This window comes from Nocardia arthritidis, from assembly GCF_011801145.1.
In the GTDB taxonomy this organism is placed as follows: domain Bacteria; phylum Actinomycetota; class Actinomycetes; order Mycobacteriales; family Mycobacteriaceae; genus Nocardia; species Nocardia arthritidis_A.
This window is the reverse complement of sequence record NZ_CP046172.1, coordinates 792,748-807,281: the sequence shown is the minus strand read 5'-3', so window position 1 is coordinate 807,281 and position 14,534 is coordinate 792,748. Positions and strand designations below refer to the sequence as shown.

15 protein-coding genes and 1 pseudogene are annotated in these 14,534 nt (G+C 63.6%); 5 read left to right on the top strand and 11 right to left on the bottom strand.

Annotation, left to right across the window (positions count from 1 at the left end):
- Positions 1 to 34: 34 nt before the first annotated feature.
- The 4 genes from F5544_RS03810 to F5544_RS03795 are packed head-to-tail and all read right to left on the bottom strand — an operon-like array spanning position 35 to position 4,495.
- Positions 35 to 2,293 carry an ATP-dependent DNA ligase gene (locus tag F5544_RS03810; protein WP_167471878.1) on the bottom strand — a complete coding sequence of 753 codons (2,259 nt, stop codon included), beginning with the start codon at positions 2,291 to 2,293 and terminating at the stop codon, positions 35 to 37.
- A gap of 52 nt (positions 2,294 to 2,345) precedes the next feature.
- Positions 2,346 to 2,594, bottom strand: coding sequence for an antitoxin (locus F5544_RS03805; protein WP_167471877.1), 249 nt, complete (start codon positions 2,592 to 2,594; stop codon positions 2,346 to 2,348).
- 33 nt (positions 2,595 to 2,627) lie between these two features.
- Positions 2,628 to 3,770 carry an MBL fold metallo-hydrolase gene (locus F5544_RS03800; RefSeq protein WP_167478966.1) on the bottom strand — a complete coding sequence of 381 codons (1,143 nt, stop codon included), beginning with the start codon at positions 3,768 to 3,770 and terminating at the stop codon, positions 2,628 to 2,630.
- Positions 3,770 to 4,495 (bottom strand): enoyl-CoA hydratase, encoded by a 726-nt coding sequence (locus F5544_RS03795; RefSeq protein WP_167471876.1) that lies wholly within the window; start codon positions 4,493 to 4,495, stop codon positions 3,770 to 3,772. Before F5544_RS03795 ends, F5544_RS03800 begins: the two co-directional genes overlap by 1 nt.
- A 160-nt stretch (positions 4,496 to 4,655) precedes the next feature.
- Between F5544_RS03795 and F5544_RS03790 the strand changes: the two genes are divergently transcribed.
- Both F5544_RS03790 and F5544_RS03785 read left to right on the top strand, forming a co-directional pair.
- Entirely contained in the window at positions 4,656 to 5,762 is a 1,107-nt protein-coding gene (locus F5544_RS03790; RefSeq protein WP_203217485.1) for an NAD(P)-binding domain-containing protein, read from the top strand.
- Between the two features lie 797 nt (positions 5,763 to 6,559).
- Positions 6,560 to 8,047 (top strand): HNH endonuclease signature motif containing protein, encoded by a 1,488-nt coding sequence (locus F5544_RS03785; RefSeq protein WP_167471874.1) that lies wholly within the window; start codon positions 6,560 to 6,562, stop codon positions 8,045 to 8,047.
- Between the two features lie 451 nt (positions 8,048 to 8,498).
- On the opposite strand, the gene F5544_RS03780 is transcribed toward F5544_RS03785, so the two are convergent.
- The 3 genes and pseudogenes from F5544_RS03780 to F5544_RS46160 form a co-directional block, all read right to left on the bottom strand.
- Entirely contained in the window at positions 8,499 to 8,702 is a 204-nt protein-coding gene (locus F5544_RS03780) for a DUF397 domain-containing protein (RefSeq protein WP_167471873.1), read from the bottom strand.
- Positions 8,699 to 9,331 carry a DUF5753 domain-containing protein gene (locus tag F5544_RS03775; RefSeq protein WP_238847068.1) on the bottom strand — a complete coding sequence of 211 codons (633 nt, stop codon included), beginning with the start codon at positions 9,329 to 9,331 and terminating at the stop codon, positions 8,699 to 8,701. The genes F5544_RS03780 and F5544_RS03775 overlap by 4 nt, the downstream gene beginning before the upstream one ends.
- A gap of 98 nt (positions 9,332 to 9,429) precedes the next feature.
- Positions 9,430 to 9,600 (bottom strand): annotated as a pseudogene (locus F5544_RS46160) (helix-turn-helix domain-containing protein); the annotation flags it as partial.
- A 344-nt stretch (positions 9,601 to 9,944) separates the two neighbouring features.
- On the opposite strand from F5544_RS46160, the gene F5544_RS03770 reads away from it, so the two are divergent.
- Together F5544_RS03770 and F5544_RS03765 are read left to right on the top strand one after the other, a co-directional pair.
- Entirely contained in the window at positions 9,945 to 10,496 is a 552-nt protein-coding gene (locus tag F5544_RS03770) for a DUF3558 domain-containing protein (RefSeq protein ID WP_167471872.1), read from the top strand.
- Positions 10,497 to 10,508: 12 nt separating this feature from the next.
- On the top strand, positions 10,509 to 10,895 hold the full coding sequence (locus F5544_RS03765) for a hypothetical protein (protein WP_167471871.1): 387 nt from the start codon (positions 10,509 to 10,511) through the stop codon (positions 10,893 to 10,895).
- A 114-nt stretch (positions 10,896 to 11,009) separates the two neighbouring features.
- Here the strand turns inward: F5544_RS03765 and F5544_RS03760 are convergent, their stop codons facing one another.
- The 3 genes from F5544_RS03760 to F5544_RS03750 form a co-directional block, all read right to left on the bottom strand.
- Complete coding sequence (locus tag F5544_RS03760; protein ID WP_167471870.1) at positions 11,010 to 11,861, bottom strand: aldo/keto reductase; 852 nt, start codon at positions 11,859 to 11,861, stop codon at positions 11,010 to 11,012.
- 96 nt (positions 11,862 to 11,957) lie between these two features.
- Complete coding sequence (locus F5544_RS03755) at positions 11,958 to 12,386, bottom strand: nuclear transport factor 2 family protein (protein WP_238847067.1); 429 nt, start codon at positions 12,384 to 12,386, stop codon at positions 11,958 to 11,960.
- 147 nt (positions 12,387 to 12,533) lie between these two features.
- Positions 12,534 to 12,911 (bottom strand): VOC family protein, encoded by a 378-nt coding sequence (locus tag F5544_RS03750; protein WP_238847066.1) that lies wholly within the window; start codon positions 12,909 to 12,911, stop codon positions 12,534 to 12,536.
- Between the two features lie 576 nt (positions 12,912 to 13,487).
- Between F5544_RS03750 and F5544_RS03745 the strand changes: the two genes are divergently transcribed.
- Positions 13,488 to 14,075 (top strand): hypothetical protein, encoded by a 588-nt coding sequence (locus F5544_RS03745; protein WP_167471868.1) that lies wholly within the window; start codon positions 13,488 to 13,490, stop codon positions 14,073 to 14,075.
- 24 nt (positions 14,076 to 14,099) lie between these two features.
- On the opposite strand, the gene F5544_RS03740 is transcribed toward F5544_RS03745, so the two are convergent.
- Positions 14,100 to 14,516, bottom strand: coding sequence for a hypothetical protein (locus F5544_RS03740; protein WP_167471867.1), 417 nt, complete (start codon positions 14,514 to 14,516; stop codon positions 14,100 to 14,102).
- Positions 14,517 to 14,534: the final 18 nt, after the last annotated feature.

Below are 14,534 nucleotides of genomic sequence, written 5' to 3'. Positions count from 1 at the left end.
TCCCGCTCGCCACCAGCGAAACCGGTCACAGTCGCTATTCGACCGTGCCGAGCCAGGCCGGATGCCAGAGCCGACCGGCCTCGGTCCAGTTCATGAATCGCACGGTGCCAACGATTTTCGGCGAAACCCAGACGGCCGCCTCGCGCTCCTCCTTGGTGAGGTCGTTGTCGAACGGGCTGGTTTTGCGTTCCAGCCTGCGCAGCTGTTTGGCCAGATCCCGCATATCGGAATCGTCGAATCCGGTGCCGACCCGGCCGACGTAGTACAGCCGCCCCTCGTGCGGTATCCCGATCAGCAGCGATTTGAATTCCCGTGCGTCGCTGCGCCGCCAACCGCCTACCACCACCCGCTGGGTGCGCCAGTTGCGCTGCTTGACCCACGAATGTCCGCGCTTGCCCGGCAGGTACACCGAATCCTTGCGTTTGGCGACGACACCCTCCAGCCCGTGCTCCTGGCTGTAGCGCAGCGCCTGCTCGCCCGGCCCGTCCAGCCGTGGCGGCACCCGCATCGATGGCGCGTTGGCCGCCAGCGCCTCCAGCACCCGCCGCCGGTCCGAATACCGTTTGCGGACAAGCGAAGTGCCGTCCAGATACAGCACGTCGAAGGCCACGAAGACGGCCCGCGCCGCATCCGCCTGCAGCAGGCCGAGCATGGACACGTCGTGGTCGTCGAACACCACCGCCTCGCCGTCGAGCACCACATCATGCCCGGCGAGTTCGCGCGCCAACGCACCGATGCCCGGATAGCGATCGGTCACCACATTGCCCCTGCGGCTGCGCAAAGTCAGCGTGCCGGACTGGATCTCGGCGATCAGCCGGAACCCGTCCCACTTCGTCTCGAAACACCAGTCCCGGTCGTCGAGTTCGGCTACCTCACCCTGCGTCGCGAGCATCGGCTCCAGCCCGCGCGGGAATGGCGCCGACCCGCGTGAAACCTTTTGTGCCCCATTATCTTCCGGTTCTGGACGGACCTGCTCTCGCATCAGGTGCATCAGCCATTGATTGCCGTTGGTCTGGATGAACGCGTACCGTCCGTTGAGCCGCTGCCCGTGGAATTCGACGATCACCTCGTCGTCGCGCCACTTCTCGGTCTCGTAGGTTCCGGCATCCCAGATCATCATCTCCCCGGCGCCGTACTGCCCCTTGGGAATCGCGCCGTGGAATTCCAGATACTCCAGCGGATGATCCTCGGTGTGCACCGCGAGCCGGTTCTGATCCGACGAGGTGGGCGGCCCCTTCGGCACCGCCCACGAGACCAGCACACCGTCGCGTTCCAGCCGCACATCCCAGTGCAGGCGGCGGGCGTGATGTTCCTGCACCACATAGCGATTGCCCGGCCCGGCCGACGGAGCCGCGGCCGGTACCGGCTCGGGCGTGCGCGCCGGATCGCGCATCGAACGGTATTTGGCGAGCGCATCGGGTCGCGGTGCGGTGTCCAGTTCGGCGAGCAGATCGCCGTCGTCTCGGAAGCGCGCGAGCACCTCGTCGAAGGCCAAGTGCCGCAACCGTTTCCGGTCCTCGATCTCGGCCCAGGCGCGTGGTGCCGCCACATTCGGGTGCATTCGGCCACGCATCGAATACGGCGCGATGGTCGTCTTCGACGGGTTGTTCTGGCTCCAGTCGAGGAATACCTTGCCGCCGCGTGCCGACTTCGCCATCGTCGCGGTCACCAGATCGGGTCGCAGCTTCTCGAGATTCGTGGCCACCTGTTTGGCCACCGTCGACGCGCCGCCCGGGCTCAGCACCCGGTCCAGCGGAACATAGATGTGAATTCCCTTGCTGCCGCTGGTAACCGGGAATGCGTGCAGGCCGATGTCCTCGACCATATCCCGGACCGCCAGCGCGACGGCCGCGCATTCGGCCAGCCCGGTGCCCGGTCCCGGGTCGAGATCGAAGACCAGCCGGGTGGCGGGCCCGGGCTCCAAACCGTCGAAACGCCATTGCGGCACATGGACTTCCAACGCCGCCTGCTGCCCGATCCAGGCCAGTCCGGCCACCGAATCGATCAGCGGATAAACGACCTGCTTGCCCCGCGAATGTTCGACGGCGCGCCGCGGAATCCACGACGGCGCGTGGTCGGAGAGATTCTTTTCGAAGAAGGACGATTCGTCGACCCCATTGGGCCAGCGCTTCCTGGTGACGGGGCGGTCCGCGATATGCGGCAGCATGGCCGGTGCGATCGCGGTGTAATAGGCGATCAGCTCGCCCTTGGTGGTACCCGTTGCCGGGTACAGCACTTTATCGAGGTTGTTCAGCTCAACCTCGATATCGCCGAATTTCCGGCGCACCACCATATCTGGATTTTAATGGCGGGGACCGACAAACTCGCGGTCCCCGCCACGCGGATCAGGGCTGCGGTTCACCTTCGGCGGGCGGCTCGGGCGCCGGTGGCTGCGGCGCACCGGGCTCTTCGCCGGGAACCGCGTTCTTGGCCGCCTGCTTGCCCTGCTCGATCTTGTCGGTGTACTTGTGCCCGGTCTTCTCGTCGATGAAATCGCCGGCCTTATCGACCGCGTCATGAATCTTTTCGGCGTTTTTGGCCGCCGCGTCCTTACCCTTGCCGACCAGGCCCTTCAGGGTATCCGCGAAGCTCATCCCTTATTCCTTCCTGTCGCCGAACTAGGTTATTCACCCCACATCTTCCCACCACGATTCCCGCCGTGGGAGGCCATTGGGGACTACCCGCTCACCCGGCATCGGCACCGCGACCCGCGTCCCGGCGGATTCGGCGGCCGCGACCATTCGGCGCACCGGTTCGGACCAACCGTGGAAGGCCAGGTTGAACGTCGCCCAATGGATCGGCACCAGGTGCCCATAGCCCGCCTCGCCGATACAAAGGTCGGCGTGGGCGCGCACCGCCTCCTCCGGATTCATATGCACATCCGGCCAGCGGTCGTCGTACGCGCCGATCGGCAGCAGGGTCAGGTCGAACGGCCCGAGCGCTGCGCCCGCTTTGGCGAAGGCCTTCGTGTATCCGGTATCGCCGCCGAAGTACACCCGCTTGGCCGGCCCCACGATGGACCAGGACGCCCACAGCGTGGTGTTGCGCGTCAGCCCTCGGCCGGAGAAGTGCCTGGCCTCGGTACAGGTGATGGTGAGATCGCCGGAACCGCGCTGCCGGTCCAGCGCGGACAGGGAAATCGAACCGCCCCAATCCAATTCGACAATCCGCTGCTCCGGGACACCCCAGTGCCGCAGATGCGCGCCGATGCCGATGGGCACCAGGAACGGTGCGTCCTGGCGGCGTAACAGCTCTCGGACCGTTTCCCTGTCGAGGTGGTCGTAGTGGTCGTGCGAGATGAGGATCGCGTCCACCGGCGGGAGCGCCGAAAGCGGCGTCGGCACCGGATGCATCCGGGCCGGACCCACCAGCATCGAAGGCGAAACCCGTTCGCTCCAAACAGGATCGGTGAGCACTCGGTAGCCGTCCACCTCGACCAGCGCGGTCGCGTGCCCGTACCAGGTGACCGCGAGATCGGCCGGCTGATCCGGCGCCTCGGGGGTGTGCAGCGGGATAACGCCCTTCGGCCGCCCGATGTTTCGCTGCGTCAGCAACGAATACAGCAGGGAGGGAGCCGATCCCGCCGCCAACTGGGTGCTCGGCTCGGTGTTGTGGAACTGCCGGTTGCGGTAGTTCACCGCCCCGGTGGCATACGGCTGGATGGCCGAAATCGATGCGCCGATCGCGGAAGGTATCCCCCACGCCGCACGCACCACCCAGACCAGCCCGAGACCACCCATCGCGTAACCGATCACCTTGCGCAACTTCATCATCGCCCCACAAACTTCGCCGCGCGCTTCTCCCGCCGGGCCAGACGGCCCTCCTGCGCGTCCTCGCTCGTCCATGCCGCTTCCAACGCCGCACGCAGCTGCACAGATTCCGGCTCCCTGGTGCCGTCGTCGTTGAGCTCCAGCTTCATATGCCGCAGCGACAGCGGGGCCAGCGCGGCGATCTGCTTGGCCCATGCCTGCGCGTCGGCCAGCGTGCCGATCCTGTTGGCAAAGCCGAAGTTGTACGCGTCGGAGGCCGAAACCGGTTCCGCGCCAAGCAATATCGTGCGGGCCGGGCCGCCGCCGATCAGCGAGACCAGCCTGCGCACCGTCCAGCGATCCACCGTGATGCCGAGTTTCGCGGCCGGAATGGCGATATAGGAATCCTCGGATAGCACCCGCAGATCCGAGGCCAGCGCTATCTGCACGCCCGCGCCGAGCGCGCCGCCGCTGATCGAGGAGATCACCGGGATCGGGGTCGATTCGATGGTGTGCAGCATATCGACCAAGCCATCCAGGAACTCCTGTGAATAGACGCCGTCGAGATCGGCGCCCGCGCTGAAGATCGGCCCCTGCCCGGTCAGCACGATGACCCTGGCGTTCTGGGAGGCATCGAACACCGCCTCGCGTAGCAGTGCCACGAGCTCGATATTGAGCGCATTGCGGCGCTCCTCCCGCTGCAGTTCGATGGTGACAACATCACCATCGCGGCTAACTCCGAGCATGCATCCTCCCCAATTGACGGTGTCTAATTGGCGGCGTTCACGGTGCCCCGCTTGGGCACACAAGCTACCGCGCCCGTCGCTCACACCGCGTGTCGTTTGGTTACTCTCACTCTGCCACAGCCGACCGTCCAGACCGTTGAAGGCGATACGATCTCGCAACGTGCCGACAGACTTCGAGATCCTGGTAATCGGTGCTGGTCAGGCCGGACTGTCTGCCGGTTATCACCTGCAACGCCTCGGATTGCGCCCCGAACACGAGTTCCTGATCGTCGATCATGCGCAGGCGCCGGGCGGCGCCTGGCAATTCCGCTGGCCGTCGCTCACCCTCTCCACGGTCAACCGGGTGCACGATTTGCCCGGAATGTCGTTCGCCGACACATTGCCGCCCGGATCGGAAACCGTGCCCGCCGCCACCGCCGTGCCGCACTACTACGAGCTTTACGAAAAGCGTTTCGAATTGCGGGTGCGCCGCCCGGTCTCGGTCACCGTCGTCTGCGACCGCGACGCCGACGGCAACCGCTGCGACGGCCGGGGAGAATTCCTCAATGCCGAAACCGATTCCGCGGGCACCATGCGCGTGCGCGGCATCATCAACTGCACCGGAACCTGGGAGCATCCCTTCATCCCCGTCTACCCCGGCGCGGAAACCTTCCACGGCCGCCAACTACACACCCACGACTATCGCACCGCCGCCGAATTCGCGGGCAAACACGTCGTCGTGGTCGGCGGCGGTATCTCGGCGGTGCAATTGCTCGACGAAATATCCCAGGTCACCACCACCACATGGGTCACACGCACCGAACCCCGATTCCGTGACGACATGTTCACCGCGGAAGCCGGCCGCGCCGCCGTCGCCATCGTCGAGGACCGGGTCCGGCGCGGACTACCGCCCGGCTCGGTGGTCTCGGTGACCGGCCTACGCCTCGACGACCGACTGCGCGCCGCCCAGAAACGCGGAGCCCTGCAACGCCTCCCGATGTTCAAAAGCATCGAACCGGACGGCGTGCGCTGGGCCGACGGAACCTTCCAGCACGCCGATGTCATCCTGTGGGCCACCGGATTCCGCAGCGCCCTCGACCATCTCGCACCCCTACGCCTGCGCGGCCCCGGCGGCGGCATCAAAATGGACGGCCGTCTCGCCACCCAGGTCGCGGACGATCCGCGCATCCACCTGATCGGTTATGGACCGTCGGCGAGCACCATCGGCGCCAATCGCGCCGGGCGGGCAGCGGCGGTTGAGCTGACCAGTTATCTTGGGCTGCAATAGGTCTCGCTATTCGGCGGCATCGACGGAGGCGCGCCGCTATCGGCGGTACGGGTCGTGAGTCCAGACCATCCGTTGTAGGTCCTGCCGATTTTCGAATACCTCAGCCCCACATAGTCATTCACTAGAACCTGCGATCTCAGCAGCTGTGATCACCGCCTCAGGTGGGTCTATTCGGGCCCCGTCGGTGGTAATTGAAGTCGACGCGCGCGGCAATGCCCAGCCGGGGCACAGGGATCTTCAGCCGTCCGATCGCGGGTTCCGATCGGCTCGACGCGGTGAATATCCGCCATGCCAGGCTCGGACAACGTATCGGGTGCGGGTTTGCCTGTGGTCAATCACGGGGCGCTATCCGAGGTTCCATGAGGTGCCGGCAACGGATCGACGGCCGACCGGCAGCCAGATCTGGATCTCGCTTGGGCTCGGCGGTGCCAAGTAGCCAGTCAAATAGTCTCTGTGCTGTCGGTTCGATCCGTGGCGGGAGTCACTGGGTCATGCGCGAGCCGGTGGCCGACGAGGTGCCGGGATGAGGGCTCGCGAGTTGGGCATCGCTGTCGGCGGCGGCAGGCCGGGGCCATTCGGGACTGTCCACAAGCAATGACCCGCTCTGCGTTCACCATCGTTCGTGGGCAATGAAACCGGCACGCGGGGGCGCAGCCAGCGCCGATGTATCACGACCGCTTGTCGAGGCTTTCCTACTGTGCCACAACAGGTTTGGCGCAATTGTGAGTACCAAGATTTTACCTTTGTACGTATTGATTTCTCGTGACTTTCGAATATTGGTTCGATAGAGTGTGGGTATGACACCGGACGATCCTGACGCGGGGCAACGAGTCGCCGACTCGTTGCTCGCCAGTGTGGATCAGTTGGTGGGCACCTCGTTGATTCCGTTGTCGGATGATGACGTGGTCGAGTTGTTGCGGGATGTCGAGACTGTGATGCGGCGGTTGGCCGGGTTCGGGCATCACATCGTGGCGCAGGTGGTGCAGCGGTCGATCCCCGCCAAGGTGGGTGCGCGGGGCGTGCCGGGGTTTCTGGTTGAGACACTGCGTATTCCGCATGCTGAGGCGTCGGCGCGAGCCAAAGCGGCCAAGGAGTTGGGTCCACGTGTCGATATGGCCGGGGAGGTGCATCCGCCGTTGCTGCCCGCGACCGCGGCCGCGTTGGCCGAGGGCGCGATCAGTGTGGCGCACGCGCAACGGATTTCGGCGGTGCTCGCGCATGTGCCGGGGTCGGTGGACAATCCCGAATTCGAGGCCACCGAAACCTTGTTGGCCGGGCTGGCCCGCACCCTGTGCGCTGATGACATTCCCGCGGTCGGGGACAAGGTCCTGGCGTATCTGGATCCGGATGGCCGTGTCACCGATGACAAGGATCGGGCCCGGATGCGGGGTGTCACGGTGGGGCGGCAACGCCCGGACGGGATGTCGGTGATCCGGGGTGAGCTGTCGCCGACGTTGCGGGGTTTGTGGGATACGTTCATGGCCAAATACGCGCGCCCGGGCATGAACAACCCCGACGACCCCGACTCCCCGTGCGGGGCCTGTGATGTCGCCGATCGCGAGGCGATGGTGGCGGCCGCGACACGCGATACCCGCACGGTGGCGCAGCGTCAGCACGACGCGTTGGCGATGCTGCTGGACCCGCAAACCCGGGTCGATGAACTCGGTGAACACCGCGGCCTGCCGGTGTCGATGATCATGACCGTCAGCGTCGAGGATCTGGAACGCAAGACCGGTGTGGCGACAACCGCGACCGGCGGCACCATCCCGATCAGCGAGGCCCTGCGGTTGGCCGAACACGCCGACCCCTACCTGCTGGTATTCGACAAACACGGTCTGCCACTGCATTTCGCGCGGAAACGACGCCTGGCCTCCGCGTCACAGCGGTTGGCGTTGACCGCGGCCCTGCGTGGCTGCACCCGCCCGGGCTGCGACGCACCGGCGAGTCTGTGCGCGGCGCACCATGTGAGCGACTGGCACGCCGACGGCGCCACAGATATCGAAAATTTGACCTTGGCGTGCGACCACTGCCACAGTCTGGTCAACGATGGCCCGAACGGCTGGAAAACCGTTGTCCTGGGCAAGGATTCACGGTATCCAGGCCGTACCGGGTGGATCGCGCCACCACACATCGACCCCACCAGGACACCGCGCGTCAACCACCGCCACCACCCCGGCGAGTTGCTGGCACGAGCCCTATCGCGGATCCACCACCGCAACGACCGCGACCAGTCCCACCACCGCGACTGGCTCAAAGACCAACAACCACCAACAGACCGGGACTGACCCGCACACCCACCACGGTGTGCGGGCACAACCCGTGCGCGGATGGACTATGCGTCGAGTCCAGGAACACCTGACCAACGTCGAGTTAGATCCGAAAGAAGTTGGGATACAGGACATCTACGGCCATTCGGTACGTCCGGTAACCAAGGCTAACGTCGACGGACAGCTCGGACCGACTATTCACCACACTCCACACAGTTGACCGACCCCAATCTCGGATCTCTCCACACCCACCAGCCGACCGAGCACCCATGCACGGACGCCACGAAGACCACCCATGATCGGTGTCAACTGCGAATAGCCCAACCCCAATTCCCCCATGTCACGGATGCGCCCCATTTGATCAGTTACAGACCGTCGGCATGCACCATCAGCGCAAATCACACCAAGCGAACAGCCACAGTCGAGTCAACGAACCAGCTTGGACCGCAATAGATTTCGCGAGCCGCCATCAACGATGGAATACGCCGGCAGCCATCGCGTCAGTGAAAGCCAACCACTCATCGGCAGTAAACACCAATACAGGACCCGAAGGATTCTTCGAATCCCGAACCCCCACAAGACTGTTCGCCGCGAAGGCAACTTCGACACAGTTTCCATCCCCGCTGCTGCGACGGCTCTTGAACCAGTCTTCGGCCGATAGGTCGATCCTCATGGCGCGAATTCCTTCGCCGCTTGCCGAAGCAGACTTCTACTCGCTACCGGATCGAGGGCCTGCTTCCGGATAGTCTCGTAGGTTTGATGGTACCGTTCGATTACTCGAGGCTGCTGCTGATACAAACTGCCCGTGAGGGTTTCAAGGTAGACAACAGGCGGCTCTACAACCTTGCCCTTGGATTTCCCCGGGCCATCAACCCCGAAGTCGAGGAGTACAAACGGCTCCAGCGCAATACCGAGTGGAAACCCGGCGGAGAAGGGAAGAATCCGCACAGTGGTATTTGGGCGCGTACTCAAATCGGCAACATGCCTCAGCTGCGCCTCGATCACCCTCGGGCCACCAACTACAGCGAGCAGCACCGACTGACGAAGCAGAACCTCATACTTGGCTGGCCGATGCTTCCTGGTGACCAAACTCTGTCGACGCATCCGCAACCGGACCCGACGAGCGTGGTCATCCGGAACGTCCTCTGGATGAACAGCACGAAACAACGCACTCGCATACGCCGGTATTTGAAGCAAGCCCGGGACCAGCTCCGATTCATAGGTATCAACGACTGCGCCGCGGACTCCAAACCAATGAAGATATCCAACATCGACGGAATCAAATCGCTGTACTCGACCCACCAACTGTCCTTGTTCGCCTCTCCTGCAAGGCCTTTCATCGCTGCTGTCTTTTCAGGACTGAAATCGTAGAGCCGGCACAGAGCGTCGATATCATCAAGATTCAGCTTGACGACCTGCCCAGTCTCGATGCGCTGCAAGGTGCTGGGGCTTCGCGCGATCATCCGCGCCGCCTGTCCGAGCGTGAACCCGCACTCCTCCCTCCCGTCGCGCAAATACCGCCCCAACTGACGCTTCGGAATGGTCGAACCGATCTCTTCCACCACCGCCATCACCCGCCTCCCTCGGTGGTCCGCCGACAGCGAGCAGCTCACCACCGCGCCACCCCGAGTCGAAGCCACACCACGATTTCCCATGCATCCAGCACATAAGCGCAGGAAGAATCCCACAATCCACACCACCGCCTGCGCACCACACCTACCCCCAACATGCGCCGACAGAGTGACCGATCCCACGAATCCACCCGAATCGCCACATACGCCCAGCACAGAACCCGCCACCAGTCCCCAACCTCTACCAGCATCAGAGCCAATCGTGTTCTGATGGGAACCGAACGACGGCGGGGTGCGTCTTACCCCTTGAGCCGATTCGAGCGACGGCTGATCGGAGGGCACAGGTGGGACGGCAGGCAACAGCGACCATTACGGCGCTGACGGGGGTACTGCTGTTGGCGTCCGGGTGCGGACCGGACAAACAAGGCCAGCCCGCACCGACGACGGTCGACACGTCGGCCGCTACCGCAGCCCTTTGGGATCCATGTACACAAATTCCAGACCAGCTACTTCGACAGATCGGCGTGGATCCCGCAACCAAAAAGTCCGATATTCTCGATGTCCCGGAACCGGGATGGAAGATATGCGACTGGCACGATTCGGAACTTCCGCACAATTTTAATGTCGGGGTCCTTAGCACTATTCATACCGTAGACGAGTTCAAGGCAAAGAAGGCCAATACCGACTTCGCAAACGTATCGGTTCAAGGGCGTAGCGGTTTCACATATCGAGACACCTCGGCAGATAAATCCGAATCGTGCTACTTGGCTCTGCCGACCGCTCACGGCGCTGTCGAAATATCGGCCTTCGATGTGTCGGCCAAGGGAAAGCAGATACCCCCCTGTGAACGCGCAAAAGCCGCTGCGGAAATACTCGCGCCGGTCCTCCCACGGTAACCGGAGGTAATCATGGACTTAAAAGCAGAAAGATCCCGTTGGGATTACCTCAAAGGCGAGGCAGAGGCTGGCCGACTCTTCTTGGACCCAGATGTCGCCAGCAGCTGCCGAGATGCGTGCAATAAGCAGATCGAGCTCTATCAGGATCTTTTGCGGGCCACCGACCTGCTACGGAACGTGACCGGCTTCGGCCGCTTCGATTGCGCCGATGAGCTCGCAAAGATGTTGTCGGCCAAAGCAGTTGGCGGCGATGGTGACGTGGACTCTGCACTGCGAGCGCACATTGAGGTCGTAACACTGATCCGCGACACCATGGAGAAAGCCGTCAACAAGATCGTTCAGGTGGATACCGACAACTCGCAGAAGTTCGAAGGCATTCAGCCTGAATTGCCGCACTAATAGATGCCGTTAGCCACGCACCGGTACCAGCGCGCACAACGCCAGCGAAATACCCCGCGGGCAACATGGATGGGCACCGACCATGCCGGTGTCGGTATCAGACGAGCTGGCGCTTCAGGCGCCGATGCTGAAGGTGTCTGGGTCGGGGCCGACGCGCCCACCGTTGTCGAGGGCATCGATCGCGTCCATCTGCTGCTTCGACAGTTCGAATCCGAAGACCTCGAAGTTTGCCTTGATTCGGGACGGGGTGACGGACTTGGGGATGACGATATTCCCGAGTTGCAGATGCCAGCGAATGATGACCTGCGCGGGTGTGCGACCGAGTTCGTTGGCTATGGACATGATGGTCTTGTCGTCGAGCAACGTGCCCTGGCCGAGGGGGCTCCACGCCTCGGTGGCGATGGCGTGTGCGGCGTGGAATTCGCGCAGTTCGCGCTGGGCCAGCCGCGGATGCAGTTCGATCTGGTTGACCGCCGGGGTCTCCCCGGTTTCACCGATGATGCGTTCCAGGTTCGCGACGGTGAAGTTGGAGACGCCGATCGAACGAACCCGGCCCTGCGCCTTCAGCGCCTGTAGCGCGCGGAAGGTGTCGACATACTTGTCGGCCATGGCGATCGGCCAGTGGATCAGGTATAGGTCCAGGTAGTCCAGGCCGAGCCGGTCCATGCTCGCGTCGAAGGCGCGCAGCGTGGAATCGAACCCCTGATGCTCGTTCCAGACCTTGGTGGTGACATAGACCTCGTCACGAGGCAGCCCGAACTCGCGAATCGCCCGGCCCGTGCCCTCTTCGTTGCCGTAGATGGCGGCCGTGTCGATGCTGCGATATCCGGCCTCCAGCGCGGCCGTGACGACGGGGAAGACGTCGTCGGCCGGCACCTGGAACACACCGAAGCCGAGTTGCGGGATCAGGTTCCCGTCGCTCAGCACGATGGCTGGCACTGCGCTGGTCTCGCTTTTGTAGGTCACTACTCGACCGTAGGAGTGACACGCCGAACCGTCAACGACACACTCGGTGTGTTGACCACTCGTTTTTCAGACCGACCAGTACTTGGAGCGGCCCATTCAGCTCGCTACACGCGCTGTGCGGCACCTGCTCTGCGCGAGTTCCGTGAGCAGGTTCTGCGGAGCGTTGAGGAAGATGTCCAGACCGAGCAGCCGCCCGTCACGCACCCGCCAGACATGCAGCTCACGGACCGTGGCCGGCCGTCCCGTCAGGTGCGGGGTGATCGTCGCCGCACCGATGACAACGATCCGCTCGCCGCCATCGATGAACTCGTCGGCACGATACGTCGCCTCCGCGAATTTGCCTACCCGGCCGAACATTTCGCGCGCCTCCTCCGGCCCGCGATAGCTACCGCGCCACGGCACCGCATCCGATTGCGTCGCAACGAACTCCGGGTCCAGCAGTTCGAGAAAGCCCTCCAGATCCCCGGAGTCGAGCAGGTCGTAGGCCGCCCGCACCGCCGCCGCATTCCCCTGTTCGGTCATCATCGACCCCTTTCGCCGCCGAGCAACGAAAAGCTCTGTCCGCCAACGCCACCCGGCTTACATCAGCTACCGAGTGCAACCCGGCGCAGATGCGCGGTGATTCCCCGCGACGGTAGCTGTTGAATCACACCTGGTCGCGCATTCGCACCGTCAGTTATGCGCCGGTATCGGTGCGACGACGCAGAACGGGTGTCCCGCTGGGTCGAGCAATACCCGCCAGCTTTCCGGCTTGGGCTGAAAGTCCGCTTTCACCGCGCCGATTTCGATCGCCCGGCGTTCGGCCTCGTCGAGATCGTCGACCTCGATGTCGAGGTGCATTTGCTTGGGCACCTCGACACCGGGCCAGACCGGCGGCCGATGATCGGCCACGTACTCGAAGGTCAGCATCACGCCTTCACCCTGCAGACAAACGAATTCCGGTGACTCGTACCGCACCGGCAGATCCAACAGCTCACGGTAGAACCGCGCCAGACCGGCCGGATCGGCACTGTCCAACGCGATGGCGACAATTTTCCCGACAGCAACCACGACTCCCCCAGGGTCTCGATGATCTCACTGTCGGCCATGATAGTGGCAGCCCCCCGGCATCCTCATGAAAAATATTGGGCCTGAATCGCTTCGGTAGGTTCACGATCGGCCGCACCACTTGCCGACCAGGGGGCGCGAACCCAGCTGGAAAGAACCGAGCGACCCACTCGCGGGCCATGGAAGCCCGCTCCGAGCCCGCTCGAACCTGAACACATTCGCGGCAACTGCCGAAAATACAAGCGGCGCAGTGAGAACCGCATCGGCTAGCAGAATCGATTTCACACCGATCATTCGGTACGGGCCCCCGTTCGGATCGGGTTCTGCATCCGAAACCGACTGGGCCGAAGGATATTACCGGTATCTGTTACCCGAATACACTCTGGCGCTTGCCTTTTCAGCAATCAAATAGCACACGCCATAGCAAAATTGCATATCACGTGCACCATGCGGATGCGCCATCGATGCAACCATCGATCGAAATCTCAATCCGCCGTCCGCAATCCGGATTCCGCAAGCGGCCAGCGTCGCCGCTCTCAGCCCTGGGAAGCCCCGCATAATCGAATAAACTTTCGACCCATGATCGGTCTTCGATGTCTCGCACGGGCGTTCGTCTGTGTTGCCGCGCTGTCCATGGCCGCATGCGGCGCGTCGGACCCGGCCGAGACCTCGACCGTCACCGAATTCGCGTGCGCCGACGCGTCTGGACCGGTCGTCGCCATCGACCCTGCCCCGGAACATCCGTTCACAGTTCGGATTCCACGGTTACCCGGCTGGCAACCGGCGAAGTGGGACGGCACCGGCCCCGGATTGGTGATCCACCCCGACACCCCGAAACCGGGCGGACGCCGCAGCGCAACCATCACCGTCACCGCACCCGCCCCATTCAAATCCGATACCGCAGTCGGCATGGTCGGCCCCTCCGGATGGAAGAAATTGTCCTCCGAGAGGATCGAAGTATGCGGTCTGCCCGGATACCGGACCATAGGAACAGTTCCCGCCAAGGACGGCAATGGATCCGACTACGACGAATACCTTTCCGTCACTTACATTTCCGGTGAATTACAGTACCTGATCTCAATGCGAACCGAGGTGGCGGCCATCGACCTCTACTTCTATCGCGCAGACCTGGACCGCATCCGCAACGGGCTACAGATCGTCCGGTGAGCCGACTCGACGGTCGACCAGACCTCAGAAGCTGCCGGTGCGGGGGCGCTCGGGGACATCGACGTAGACGATATCGGTGCGGGCCGAGCCGTCGTAGCCGGTGGCCGGGTGATCCGTCGAACAGGCGCCGCGCAGCGGGATCCGCTGGGCCGGAATGTAATTTGCGCCGGTCGAGGTCTGGACCATTCTGCCGCCGGGGACGGCGAAGGCCACCGGGTTGTTGCCGCCGAGGATTTCGCCGGTGTCGTCTCGGTAGATCCAGCAGACGCCCTCGTCGTTCGGGTTGTGGAATTTCACCGACGCGTTGCCCGGCGACACGATCACCTGCTCGATCACCGGCGGCTGCAACCACGGGTCGGCGGTGGCCGTGGCAGCGGTGGTGAGCGCCGCCGCGGCCGGAAGCAGGGCGACGGCGAGCATGGACATTCGTCGGATGATCATGTCCGAGATCATGCCAGC